The sequence below is a fragment of the Neobacillus vireti genome, assembly GCF_036962465.1.
Taxonomy (GTDB): Bacteria; Bacillota; Bacilli; order Bacillales; family Cytobacillaceae; genus Neobacillus; species Neobacillus vireti_B.
The window spans coordinates 1-12,972 of sequence record NZ_JBALNF010000043.1 but is presented as its reverse complement, the minus strand read 5'-3'; the positions used below and the strand labels follow the sequence as shown (position 1 = coordinate 12,972).

Here is a 12,972-nt window from a genome sequence, read left to right as displayed (position 1 = left end):
AATAAAAAAAATATAAAAAAGGCAAGAAAAAACAATTTGACTTGTTTCATTGCTGACAATACTAAGGAAAATATTGAAGCTTTTATTGACCTCTATAGGGAAACAATGGATCGGAACCATGCGTCGAGTTATTATTACTTTGACGAAGAATACTTCTTTGAGCAGGTTAAAGAAACAGGTACAAGTGAGACTTTATTACTTTTAGCTAAATGGAAAAATGAAATTATAGCTGGAGTAATGGTATTAGTAGGAAAGGAATTTTCTCACTACCATCTTGGAGCATCGAAAACGAAATATCTAGAATTGCGCCCAAATAATTTATTATTCGATTTTATGATTGAAATTTGTAAATCAAAGGGATCGCAACTCTTGCACTTAGGTGGAGGCTATCAGGAAGATGATGGCCTTTTTAAATTTAAGACTGCATTTACCAGTAATAATAACTACGAATATTATCTTGGGAAAAAAATCCATAACACAGAACGATACAAAGTGATTACTGAAAGTTTACAAAATCAATATGAATTGGATGAGAGTTATTTTCCAATTTATCGTGGAAAATTGGTAAAAAGAAAAATTCATATATAAGTCAGGAGGGAAAGTAGTGAGGGAAAATCAAATATTTTTATCACCACCACATTTAAGTGGAAATGAGTCGAAGTACATAAACGAGGCATTAGAAAGCAATTGGGTAGCGCCATTAGGACCTAATGTTGATGCTTTTGAAAGGGAAATAGCTGATTTTATCGGTGCTAAGGAAGCTGTTGCCGTAAGCTCGGGAACAGCAGCGATCCATTTGGCTCTTTGTTTATTAGATGTAAAAAAAGGTGATAAAGTCTTCTGTTCCAGTCTCACGTTTATTGCAAGTGCAAATCCTATTATATATCAGGGAGCGGAACCAGTGTTTATTGATTCTGAACCTGAAACATGGAATATGTCACCTTCAGCATTAAAAAAGGCATTTCAAAATGCTGTCTATGAAGGTTGGTTGCCGAAAGCAGTTATTGTAGTAAACCTATATGGACAAAGTGCAAAAATGAGTGAGATATTATCCATATGCAATCAATATGGTATTCCTGTTATTGAAGATGCTGCAGAATCATTGGGTGCAACGTATAAAGGAAAAGCAAGCGGCACATTTGGCAAATTTGGCGTTTATTCATTTAATGGAAATAAAATCATCACAACATCAGGTGGGGGAATGCTTGTTTCGGATGATATAGAGGCCTTGAAAAAAGCGCGCTTTTTAGCTACTCAGGCTAGGGATCCAGCGCCACATTATCAGCATAGTACTTTAGGTTTTAATTATCGAATGAGTAATATATTAGCTGGAATTGGAAGGGCTCAATTAGAAGTATTAAATCAAAGGGTAGATGCAAGAAGAGCAAATTTTAAAAGATATTTCCAAGAGCTTGCTCATTTACCTGGTATTTATTTCATGCCTGAATTAAAAGATACCTTTTCGAATCGATGGTTAACAGCACTTACTATAGATGAAAGAAAAGCTGGTGTTTCTGTAAAAGAAGTATTAGATAAGTTAAGCGAAAACAATATTGAAGCCAGACCAGTTTGGAAACCTCTTCATTTACAGCCAATCTTCGAAAAGGCAAAATATTATTCTCATACTGATGATGATAATGTTTCAAAACATCTTTTTGAAAGAGGGATCTGCTTACCATCTGGATCAAACATGACAGAAGGTGATCAAACCAGGGTTATAAATTCGATTAAAGAGTTAATAAATCAAAGGTTAAGTGAAAGGGAAGTGTTCCAAGCCCAAAACTTTTAGGATAAATGAGGTATGTATAAATGATCGGAAGTAATATTTATGAAATTCGGAGAAAAAGGGGATTCACCTTATCGGAGCTTGCTCAACGTGCTAAAATATCGAAGTCTTATTTAAGCAATATTGAACGGAATATTAATAAAAATCCTTCTATTGAAGTATTAAAAAAAATTGCACTTGTTTTAAACGTTGATCTTAAAACATTATTAGGTTCAGACGATCTTGAAGAACCAACTCTTGATTCGGAATGGATAGATTTTGTAAATGAATTAAAAGAATCTGGAATTGAAAAAGAGAAAATAAAAGAATATAAGGCACTGCTTGAGTTTATTCGATGGAAGAGTGAGAATTCTGGAAACTAAAAATTGAAAGAAGACTAGAGGAACCTGATATGGAAGCTATCACTAAAATACCAAAGGTTATTCATTACTGCTGGTTTGGAGGAAAGGAAAAACCTGATATAGTAAAAAAATGTATCAATAGCTGGGATAGGTATTTATCAGACTATAAGGTACTTGAATGGAATGAATCCAACTTTGATATAAATTTAAATACATATGTTAAAGAGGCATATAATTTAGGGAAGTTTGCTTTTGTAAGTGATTATGTTCGCGTTTATGCCTTATTTAATTATGGAGGAATTTATTTAGATACTGATGTAGAAATCTTCAAATCATTTGATAATCTTTTGCATCATGAATCATTTTGGGGATTTGAACAAGGAAACTTTATTGCTACCAGTACTATTGGAGCAGAAAAAGAGAATAAATTAATTAAGTTATTCTTAGATTCCTATAGTAATCAGACATTTCAAAATTCCGATGGATCAAATAATGAAATAACAAATGTAGCAATAATTACTAAATTACTAGAGGGCATTGGATTTAAACTTAATGGTCAATATCAAGAAATAGAAGGACTAGGTGTATTGTATCCTCAGACGTATTTTTCTCCTTATGATTATATTAATTGCCGGAATTTTATTACCGCGGAAAGCTATTCAGTACATCACTTCTATAAAAGCTGGTTGCCGCCAGGTGCTAGGATTAAAAGTAAAATGAAAGTTTATTTATCCCATGTTATTGGTGGAAGTAATATTGAAAGATTAAGAAGAATTTTCCAAATGAATTAAGTCCTTAAGGGGAAATTAATATGATTTATTTCGTTAAAAAGGTAATTACTGTATTAGAAATGGATTTCAAAAAAAGAGGGATATTTATAACAATTATAATGAATTTATCCCACTTAATTGGTATTTTAAGAGGATTATTTTTTAAGCTCCTTTATCCCAAAAATATCAAATCTTCAATTTTCTCACTCCAAAGATGCAGTCAAATTGAAATATTTAATAAAAACGTTAAGGTCAATATTGGAAAATTTGTATTTATTCGAAAGAATACAAGCATTCGTGTAGATTACAATGGACAGCTTAATATAGGAAAAAATGTATTTATTAATGATAATTGTAATATTAATTGTGTTAATCGTATAACGATTGGTAAAAACACAAAAATTGCTCCTAATGTTTGTATAAATGATCATGACCACAATTATAAAAATACCTCCAATGATCACCTTATAAGAGGGGAAGTAATCATAGGAGAAAATGTTTGGATTGGTTCAAATGTAGTGATTTTAAGAGATACCCAAATTGGGGATAATGCTGTAATTGCTGCAGGAAGTGTAGTGAAAGGGAACGTGCCTGCCAATACATTATTTGTGACAAAAAGAGAAAATAAAATCACACAATTCAAACCAATAAATAAAATTGTAAAAATCAATTAGTAGTAAATTTATTCTTTTTTTAGAGTGAGGTTTATTAATGAAAAAGAATGTATTGATTTCCGTTTATAATATGGAGATTGGCGGAATTGAAAGAAGTTTAATAAACATGTTAGAAAGCTTCGATTATGAAAAGTACAATGTCGATTTACTTATTTTTCATCATGTTGGAGAATTCATTAAATTAATTCCAAAGTCGGTAAATGTTTTGCCTCAAATAGAGAAATATACGGTATTTCGGAAGCCCGTTAGTCAGTGCCTGAGAGAGGGTCAAGTTTCCCTATCTGTATTAAGAATTATGTCTAAATTAATTGCAGGAGTAAAAGCTAAAGTTAGAAAATTAGAAGAGGGTTCTGGATATATTCAAATGCAACTTTCTATTAGATATTCTTCTCTAATCTTGCCGAGGATTAATAAAGAGTATGATGTTGCGATTAGTTATGCATGGCCACATGATATAGTAGCGGATAAGATAAAAGCAAAAATGAAATTTGCATGGATTCATACTGATTACAGCAAATTAGAAATTGATAATAAAATAGATCTTAGGGTCTGGAGTAAATTTGATTATATAGCATCGGTATCTGAAGCATGTACAGAATCCTTTCTTAGAATCTACCCATCCTTGAAGAAAAAAGTTATTAATATTGAAAATTTAACATCTCCTACTTTTATAAAGAAAATGGCAGACGAAAATATTACTTTTAATAAAGTAGAGAAACAAGTATTTAAAGTTGTATCGGTAGGAAGATTATCCTACGTTAAAGGCTTTGATTTAGCAATAGAAGCTTTAAAATCACTTCATGCAAATGGGTATAAGAATATAAAGTGGTATGTAATCGGATATGGCGGCTATGAAAATGAATTAAAAGAATTGATTGATAAAAATAACTTAAATGATAGTTTCATTCTTTTAGGTAAAAAGATAAACCCTTATCCCTATATTAAAGCATGTGATTTGTATGTGCAGCCATCCAGATATGAGGGTAAAGCAGTAACAGTATCGGAAGCAAAGATCTTAGGTAAGCCCATTCTTATTACTCGATATCCAACTTCTTCTAGTCAAATTGAAAATGGATTAGAGGGAATAATTTGTGATTTAAGTGTTGAAGGATTATCAGAAGGTATTAAAGAGTTATATCTTGATAAAGAACTAAGGGGAATATTAATTAATAATATAAAGAACAAAGATTATAGTAATTCCAGTGAATTAGATAAACTCTATAAAATAATAAGTTAACTAAAGAGGTGGTTTGATATGAGTGTTAAAGTAAGTGTGATTATACCGGTTTATAATGCAGAAAAATACATTACTCAGTGTATCAAATCACTTTTGGCCCAGACGCTTGATGAGTGCGAATTTATCTTTATCAATGATGGTTCTACAGATAACAGTGGTAATATTATAAAAAATTATAAAAAGCTGGATACCCGTATAAAATTTTTGGATCAAGAAAACCAAGGTGTAAGTGTTGCGAGGAATAATGGATTAAACTTAGCCGTAGGTGAATACATTGGTTTTGTTGATGCTGATGATTATGTAAACGAGAGTATGTTTGAAACCTTATATAATACTGCTAAGAAAAATAAAAGTGATATGGTTAATTCAGGTTTTAATAATGTAATGAATGGAAGAATAGAAACAAATAATTTACCATTTAAAAAGGATACAAATTTAAGGGAAGAGTATATTAAACAGGTGCTCCTCCCTTTCTTTTTACAGTCAGATGGGTTAAATGCTATTTGGAATAAATTATATAAAACTAAAATAATAAAAGAAAAAAATATTTTATTTCCTAAATATATATCATTAGGCGAAGATGGTTTGTTTAATATAAAATTTCTTAGCTTTGCAACTAATGTGCGTTTTATAGACTACAGTGGATATAACTATAGAGTGGTTGAAGGAAGTGCAACGAGAAATATATCAAAAAAAGATTATTTTCAAAGAGCATTAGAGGTATATAGTATGGAAGTGCCTGAGATTAATAAAGTTTTACCTGATAAGCAAGTAATAAAAAAACTAAAGTCCATAAAATTAATTAATAGTTTAGTTTCTTTCATACATATTTATTTCGCACCTAGTAAGGATGTGAATATTTATAAGAGATTTATATATGTAAAAAATATGGTTAGAAATAAAGAAGTTAGAGATGCTCTACCAATTTATATCGATTCTCTAGAAGAAATAGGACAGTATGAAAAATTAATAATAAGTATGATCAAAAGAAAATATACTCTTGGACTGTATTTGGTTACAGCTTACAGTAGATTAAGAAATAAGTAACATTGGAGGGAATTAAAATGAAGATTATGATGTTTTTACATGCTGGAAGTGTTAATCGTGGTTGTGAGGCCATTGTTCGTTCATCCACAAAATTAATAAAAGACAGGATAGATAAAGCACAAGTTTTTTTAACTTCAGCAAGGCCTGAAACTGATGAAATTATTCCTAAATTGGACGGTATATACGATGGTTCTAATTCAAGTATAAAAAAGTTTTCTTATGGTTGGTTTATTTCTTCACTAAGGGTTAAATTTTTTAATGATGAATCATATGCGTTTGGGAAAATTCACAAGAAAATTATAAAACATATTAAAGATGTTGATATCTTCCTATCTATTGGTGGAGATAATTATTGCTATGGAGAACAACCAGGTTGGTATGAGATAGATAAAAGAATAAAAAGACAAGGTAAAAAATTAGTTCTTTGGGGGTGCTCTATAGGAGAGGAAGATTTGTCAGAAAGAAAGATTGAAGATCTTAAATTATTTGATTTGATATTAGCTCGTGAAACCCTAACTTATACATTGTTGAAAAACAAAGGTTTAAAAAATGTCCAATTAGTAGCAGATCCGGCTTTTACTATGGAGAAGGAAGAGTTGAAATTGCCAGAAGGTTGGCAAGAAGGAAATACTGTTGGCCTAAATTTTAGTCCACTGGTATGGAAGAAGAATGAGAACTCCCAGACTGCAGTAAGGGAACTTATAAAGTATATTTTAGACAAAACAGATATGAGTATTGTATTTACTCCTCATGTTATTGAGAATGGAAATAATGACTATGAGGTCTTAAACAATTTTTATGAAGAATTTAAAAATACCGGCAGAGTTCTAATCCTACCTGATAATTTAAATGCGGTTCAATACAAGGGCTATATTAGTAGGATGAGGTTTTTTGTTGGGGCAAGGACTCATGCAACAATCGCTGCTTATTCAAATTATGTACCGACAATGGTTTTAGGGTACAGTGTTAAGTCAAAAGGAATAGCAAAAGACTTATTTGGAGAAGAAAAATTAGTATTGGGTATTGAGGAAATTTCGGATAGTCAAAAGTTAATAGGGAATTTTAGGAGGATGGTTGAGGAAGAAATGGATCTAAGACAACAATTAAAAAAATCAATTCCTAAAATAAAAAACAGGTCACAAAAAGCAGTGGATTATTTATATGAATTAGTTAGATGAAGCGAGGTTTATTATGAAAAAGAAAGATTTATTATTTGTATTTCCTAGCTTATCTGCTGGTGGGGGAGAGAAAAGTTTAATTAATTTATTATTTAAGATTGATTATTCTTTATATAATGTTGATTTATGTTTGTTTAGCAAATCGGGTGTATTTCTGAACTCCTTGCCTCAAGAAGTTAATATATTAGAAGTTGATAACGAATATAAGACTTTTACTAGAAATGTTTTAATTTCATTCCTTTGTTTTAGTATGAAACTTCAATTTAATTTAGCATTCAGTAGATTAATGTTTACAATTCTTAATAGAGTGATAGTTAATAATTCTATTTCAGAACAATACACATGGAAGTATATCAGTAAATCGTTTAGTTGTTTAGATAAGGAGTATGATGCAGCCATTGGATTTTTGGAGAAGTCATCAATCTATTTCATTGTGGACAAAGTAAAAGCTAAAAAGAAAATTGGTTGGATACATACAAACTATACAGATTCAGGAATGGATAAAAGTTTTGATGAGCCATATTTTAAGAAATTGAATTACATTGTAACTGTATCAGAACAATGTGCAAATTCATTAAGAGAAACCTTTGGTAATTTAGCAGGTAAAATTAAGGTGATTTATAATATTCTTTCACCAGATGTTATAAAACATCTTTCAAATAATATTGAAGTAGAAGAAATTGAAAAGAGAGATGGTTATACCTATATCATTACTTTAGCAAGGCTTAGCGTGGAGAAAGGAATAGATATAGCAATTAACACTTGTAAGTTATTAGTTAGAAAAGGATATAAAGTAAGATGGTTGGTATTAGGAGATGGAACTGATAGAGATAAGCTTCAAAAGATGATAGATACTCTAGGAATTAAAGATAACTTCAAATTAATTGGAATTAAGGAAAATCCTTATCCTTTTATTAGGAAATCTCATATATATGTTCAGCCATCGAGATACGAAGGAAAATCCATAGCTATAGATGAAGCAAAAATTCTTTGTAAACCGATAGTTATAACAAATTTCGAAACAGCAAAGGACCAGATACTTCACGAAATAGATGGAATTATTGTAGATGTTAGTGAAGAGGCGTTAAGTAAAGGAATTGAAAAATTGATTACTAACTCCAAACTTAGAGAAAACCTAATTTCTAATTTATCAGAACAAAAGTTGGGAACCGAGGAAGAAATTAACAAACTATATTTGATGATAAATGAGTGATTATATGAAAAAACATTTATTATTTGTTATGAATAATCTTAATTGTGGTGGGGCTGAAAAATCCTTAATTTCTATTTTAGAAGCTATTGATTATACTAGGTATAATGTTGATTTGTTTCTTTTCAAACATGAAGGTATATTTATGAACAAGGTACCGAGAGCCGTAAATATTTTACCTGAACCAAAAAATTATAAGTATTTTGATATGCCCTTAAAAGGGGCTTTGAAGGAACTAATTGCCAAAAGGAAATTTATTAATGCACTATATAGAATATTTCTTGGGTATCTAACTAAGACAGAAAAAAATGGATCAATAGTTGAACAAAAGTTTTGGAAATTCTTATCAAAATCGGTAGACAATATAAACGATACTTATGATGTTGCAATAGGTTTTTTGGAGAAAAATCCTATCTATTTTTGTATAGACAAGGTGAATGCAAAAAAGAAAATAGGCTGGATTCATACTGATTATAATAAATTAGGAGTTAATCTTTCTACAGATGAAAATTATTATAAACACTTAGATTATGTTGTTACGGTTTCGGAGGATTTAGTGGAATCCTTAAAAAATCTTTTTCCTGATCTTAGGGAAGATATAAAATGTATCCATAATTTAGTTTCTGAAAAAGTAATAAAGAAATTGTCATTTGAGGATGTAAGTTTTAGGAATCCAAATGATAATAGTATCTCATTAATATCATTAGGTCGGCTGGTAAAAGAAAAAGGTTTAGATATAGCTTTAGAAGCTTTTGATATTTTAATTAAAAGAGGTCATCGATTAAAGTGGTATCTAATTGGGGAAGGGTATTTAAGGGAGGAATTAGAAAAAGGAATAAAAGCAAAGAACCTTGAGGGAAAGGTAATATTGTTAGGTTTAAAAGCGAATCCTTATCCATATTTGAAACAATCTGATATTTTTATCCAAACATCTCGAGTGGAAGGGAAATCCATAGCAATTGATGAGGCCAAGATTTTAGCTAAACCAATACTTATTACAAATTTTGATACAGCCAACAATCATATATTAAATGGAATTAATGGTGTAATCTCTAACATGGACCCAATTTCGGTAGCTAATGAATTAGAAAAACTAATTCTAGAAAAAGAATTAAGAACTAAATTAATGAGAAATTTAAAAGAAGAGAGTTTAGGGAGAGAAAATGAGATTAATAAATTATATCAACTAATTGATAACTAATAGTTCTATATATTATGACATTATATGATAGGAGTTAAACTCTAGTAGGAAAATAACTATATAATATTGTGGATCTGAATAGCTTTTTTAGATTTGTAATAAAACGGATGGTAAAATCAATGAAAGGATAATTTAGATGATAATACAAAGTATGCTAATTATAATAGTTCTTATTGTATTAATAATATTTTTCATAGATGTTGTACCCACTTTTATAGATTGGTTATCCCGAATTCATATAGGAAAATATAATAATTTATCAAACTGGAACAAGTCTATTACCAAAAAAGGGGCATGTTGGTTAAAAAATACGCCAAAAATAAAGGTAACTGATAATACTCGATTAATAGTTATAGATAGGTTAAGAGGAAATTATTATAGAAATTCAATTCAACATTGGCAAGAAGGATCTTTATTGCTAGGTTTATCAGAATATTTAAACTATTATGATGATGAAAAAATAAAAAAGGAGATACTTGATTTCTTAAATATTAAATTTTCATCAAATGGAGATTGGAAAAAAAGGCCTAAACATATTGATTCAGCGTTACTTTCTTATGCTGTAATGAAATTGAATTTTATAAATAAAGACAAATATAAAAAAGCATTTGATTATACGTGGGAATTAATAAAAAACCATATAGGTAAAGATGGGACAGTCGAGTACAGAAAATCAATGAAATCATATAGGTATGTTGATACAGTTGGGTTTATATGTCCTTTCCTTATAGCCTATGGTGTCCAATATAAAAAAGATGAATGTATTGAATTGGCTATTAAACAAATAAAAGAGTATGAGCAAAATGGAATGCTAGATAAATATTACATCCCATCCCATACATATGAATTAGAGAAAAAGCTTCCTGTCGGGTTAGTTGGATGGGGAAGAGGTCTTGGATGGTTTGCTATTGGGCTTATAGATTCATGGTGTGAATTGTCGAATTTTCCAAAATATAAGATAGTTTTAGAGGAAAGTGTTATAAGATTTGCTAAGGCAGCTTTGGAATTTCAGGAGGAAAGTGGCAACTGGAACTGGACTGTTACTCGTAAAGAAAGTAGGCCGGATTCTTCTGCAACCGCAACCCTAGCATGGTTTATGCTTAATGCATCTAGAATTAAGGAAATTTCAAAGGAGAGTTTAGTTAGTACTGAAAAAGCTATAAATTATTTAATGAAAGTGACCAGGAAAAGTGGAGCTGTTGATTTTTCACAAGGGGATACCAAGGATATAGGAGTTTATTCAATACTCTTTAATATTTTACCATTCACACAAGGCTTCTGTATCAGAGTAATAAATCAATTTGAAGGCTCTAAAATGTAAATTATTAATAATATAAACTTAATTTTTTAAAGGGGTTAAAGGTGTGATGAATCTGAGAATACTCAAAAAAGAAATAGATTTAGCCGAATGGTCAATTAAAGTTTTTAATTCAAATTTAATTTATTCCAAAAAGCCAGACGATAAAATATTTAATGATCCTTCAATAAAAGCTGAAGATGTTACAGATGTACCTGCAGAATTTGTAGCAGATCCATTTTTAACTTTTTATAAATCTAGATTTTATCTATTTTTTGAAGTACTCAATATGCGGTCAGAACTTGGCGAAATAGGCTTAGCGACGAGTGAGGATGGAGAAAAGTGGACATATCAAAAGATTGTTTTAAAAGAAAGATACCATTTATCATATCCTCATGTTTTCGAATTTGAGGATCAATTTTATATGGTACCGGAGTCATCAGAAGCAAAAGAAGTTATTTTATATAAGGCTAAAAATTTCCCATATGAATGGGAAAAATATAGTGTTATAGCGAATGGAAAGTATATAGACCCAACAATCTTTCAATATAATAGTAAGTGGTGGATGTTCGTTGGTACTCCAAATGGGGATTTACATTTATTTTATTCAGAAAAAATTGAGGGTAAGTGGATTAAACATTCATTAAGTCCAATAATAAAAGATAACTATAATATTTCCAGACCGGCGGGAAGAGTCATTATTGATAATAATAAAATTTATAGATTTACTCAGGATTGTAAACCATATTACGGAAAACAGGTTCGTTCGTTTATAATAAATAAACTTACTGAAAACGAGTACCAAGAGGAAGAGATTAATATTATTTTAAATGGATCAGATAAAAATAATGATTGGAGAAGAGATGGTATGCATCATATAGATCAATTGAAAATTAATGGTAATGAATGGCTTATTGCCGTGGATGGGCATAAGTTTAAGACACATAATTATTTAAAGTGGAAAATAAAGTCCATTTATAGAGCACCAGTTGCTAATATAAATAGACTTTTAAATAATTTAAATTTATTAAGGGAACCATATTTAAACTTCGGAATATTGATGCTACATCAATTGACTTATTAAAGGGGAGTTTAATCAATTGGGTCAAGGCTAAACCGAAAAAACAGAAAAAATATTGAAGGTTAATTAACTAGATTTTTATAAAAAACAAGAAACTTTGGATTCTTAAAGGACTAATTGTTAAGTGAGCTTTTTAGGAGGGGAGCTAGTGAGAAGAGACCATCCAGCAATTTCAGTTGTTGTTCCTATTTATAATGTTGAAAAGTATTTACATAGAACTCTGAGATCTATCTTAAAACAACGATTCTCAGATTTTGAATTAATTCTTGTTAATGACGGGTCTTCCGATAGTTGTGGATTAATTTGTAATGAGTTTGCAGAACTTGATGAGAGAATAAGAGTAATACATAAAAAAAATGGGGGGCCGAGCAGCGCTAGAAATGTAGGAATAGACACAGCAACAGGTACGTATATAGTTTTTATTGATCCAGATGATCAGGTATGTAAAGAGTATTTAACAAAGTTATATAATGTTGCGGTTGAAAAAAAGTGTGATGCAGTTATTAGCGGTTATAAAACTGTACCTAACCATGTTTCTATTTTACCTGGTTATAAATTGGAAACTGTAATGACTGGAGTAGATTTAATTTTAAGTTCTTCAAATATATTTACTTCAAATGACCTTTGCTTTGCTTGGAGGAATATATATAGTCTATCTTTAATAAAAGAGAAAGAGATCCGTTTTAATGAAAATATATTTATTGGGGAAGATACGGTTTTTAATTTGGAGTTTTTCCTTCAAGCAAAAAGACTATATGCCATACCCGAATGTCTTTATTTATATACGGTAAATAACCCTGAAAGTTTAACTAAGGTTAGATTTAAACCACGTCTTGAAAAAAGTTTAGTGGTTCAATATAAAATTAAAAAGCAGTTATCTGAAAAAAATAACTTATTTCAGTATAGAAATTATAAAAAGGATTTTAATAGCTATAACATAAATTATATTTATCGACTTATGGTAAATAACTTATGTAATTGTGAAGATATTTTAGTTAATGAGGAATTAAAAAGGATTGTTAACTATCCAGTCATTAGGGAAAGTGTTAAAGAAATCGGCTTTTTCTATGAATGTAATAGTTTTAAAGAATATATTTACTATTTAGCATTAAAATTTAAAATTTATCCCCTATTGCTTAAATGAAATCAA

At 29.9% G+C, this 12,972-nt stretch carries 13 protein-coding genes; all 13 read left to right on the top strand.

Translation table 11 applies throughout. The features are described from left to right. Positions 1 to 588 (top strand): GNAT family N-acetyltransferase (locus tag V7077_RS18150; protein WP_335504490.1); only part of this gene is annotated, 588 nt, incomplete at its 5' end. A gap of 16 nt (positions 589 to 604) precedes the next feature. Then, a complete protein-coding gene (locus V7077_RS18145; RefSeq protein WP_335504488.1) occupies positions 605 to 1,789 on the top strand; it encodes a DegT/DnrJ/EryC1/StrS family aminotransferase in 1,185 nt (394 codons plus the stop codon). A gap of 20 nt (positions 1,790 to 1,809) precedes the next feature. Further along, positions 1,810 to 2,148 carry a helix-turn-helix domain-containing protein gene (locus V7077_RS18140; protein WP_335504486.1) on the top strand — a complete coding sequence of 113 codons (339 nt, stop codon included), beginning with the start codon at positions 1,810 to 1,812 and terminating at the stop codon, positions 2,146 to 2,148. A gap of 29 nt (positions 2,149 to 2,177) precedes the next feature. Then, entirely contained in the window at positions 2,178 to 2,918 is a 741-nt protein-coding gene (locus tag V7077_RS18135; protein WP_335504484.1) for a glycosyltransferase family 32 protein, read from the top strand. 20 nt (positions 2,919 to 2,938) lie between these two features. Next, a complete protein-coding gene (locus V7077_RS18130) occupies positions 2,939 to 3,571 on the top strand; it encodes an acyltransferase (protein ID WP_335504482.1) in 633 nt (210 codons plus the stop codon). A 37-nt stretch (positions 3,572 to 3,608) separates the two neighbouring features. Beyond that, complete coding sequence (locus tag V7077_RS18125) at positions 3,609 to 4,808, top strand: glycosyltransferase (protein ID WP_335504480.1); 1,200 nt, start codon at positions 3,609 to 3,611, stop codon at positions 4,806 to 4,808. Between the two features lie 18 nt (positions 4,809 to 4,826). Continuing rightward, positions 4,827 to 5,855, top strand: coding sequence for a glycosyltransferase (locus V7077_RS18120; protein WP_335504478.1), 1,029 nt, complete (start codon positions 4,827 to 4,829; stop codon positions 5,853 to 5,855). Positions 5,856 to 5,872: 17 nt separating this feature from the next. After that, positions 5,873 to 7,033 carry a polysaccharide pyruvyl transferase family protein gene (locus tag V7077_RS18115; protein WP_335504476.1) on the top strand — a complete coding sequence of 387 codons (1,161 nt, stop codon included), beginning with the start codon at positions 5,873 to 5,875 and terminating at the stop codon, positions 7,031 to 7,033. Between the two features lie 13 nt (positions 7,034 to 7,046). Continuing rightward, positions 7,047 to 8,246 (top strand): glycosyltransferase, encoded by a 1,200-nt coding sequence (locus V7077_RS18110; protein ID WP_335504474.1) that lies wholly within the window; start codon positions 7,047 to 7,049, stop codon positions 8,244 to 8,246. Between the two features lie 4 nt (positions 8,247 to 8,250). Further along, the gene (locus tag V7077_RS18105; protein WP_335504473.1) at positions 8,251 to 9,444 is read left to right on the top strand and encodes a glycosyltransferase; all 1,194 of its coding nucleotides are present in this window, start codon (positions 8,251 to 8,253) and stop codon (positions 9,442 to 9,444) included. 136 nt (positions 9,445 to 9,580) lie between these two features. Further along, positions 9,581 to 10,765: a glycoside hydrolase family 88 protein gene (locus V7077_RS18100; RefSeq protein WP_335504471.1), complete on the top strand. Its 1,185-nt coding sequence runs from the start codon at positions 9,581 to 9,583 to the stop codon at positions 10,763 to 10,765. Between the two features lie 46 nt (positions 10,766 to 10,811). Beyond that, positions 10,812 to 11,825, top strand: a complete 1,014-nt coding sequence (locus V7077_RS18095; RefSeq protein WP_420489673.1) for a glucosamine inositolphosphorylceramide transferase family protein — start codon at positions 10,812 to 10,814, stop codon at positions 11,823 to 11,825. A 145-nt stretch (positions 11,826 to 11,970) separates the two neighbouring features. Then, entirely contained in the window at positions 11,971 to 12,966 is a 996-nt protein-coding gene (locus V7077_RS18090) for a glycosyltransferase family 2 protein (protein WP_335504467.1), read from the top strand. Positions 12,967 to 12,972 lie beyond the last annotated feature (6 nt).

Bases quoted from the DNA above. Each gene is read 5' to 3' on its own strand.
- V7077_RS18140 (WP_335504486.1), top strand. From the start codon at position 1,810: ATGATCGGAAGTAATATTTATGAAATTCGGAGAAAAAGGGGATTCACC.
- V7077_RS18120 (WP_335504478.1), top strand. From the start codon at position 4,827: ATGAGTGTTAAAGTAAGTGTGATTATACCGGTTTATAATGCAGAAAAA.
- V7077_RS18135 (WP_335504484.1), top strand. From the start codon at position 2,178: ATGGAAGCTATCACTAAAATACCAAAGGTTATTCATTACTGCTGGTTT.
- V7077_RS18130 (WP_335504482.1), top strand. From the start codon at position 2,939: ATGATTTATTTCGTTAAAAAGGTAATTACTGTATTAGAAATGGATTTC.
- V7077_RS18115 (WP_335504476.1), top strand. From the start codon at position 5,873: ATGAAGATTATGATGTTTTTACATGCTGGAAGTGTTAATCGTGGTTGT.
- V7077_RS18105 (WP_335504473.1), top strand. From the start codon at position 8,251: ATGAAAAAACATTTATTATTTGTTATGAATAATCTTAATTGTGGTGGG.
- V7077_RS18095 (WP_420489673.1), top strand. From the start codon at position 10,812: ATGAATCTGAGAATACTCAAAAAAGAAATAGATTTAGCCGAATGGTCA.
- V7077_RS18125 (WP_335504480.1), top strand. From the start codon at position 3,609: ATGAAAAAGAATGTATTGATTTCCGTTTATAATATGGAGATTGGCGGA.
- V7077_RS18110 (WP_335504474.1), top strand. From the start codon at position 7,047: ATGAAAAAGAAAGATTTATTATTTGTATTTCCTAGCTTATCTGCTGGT.
- V7077_RS18100 (WP_335504471.1), top strand. From the start codon at position 9,581: ATGATAATACAAAGTATGCTAATTATAATAGTTCTTATTGTATTAATA.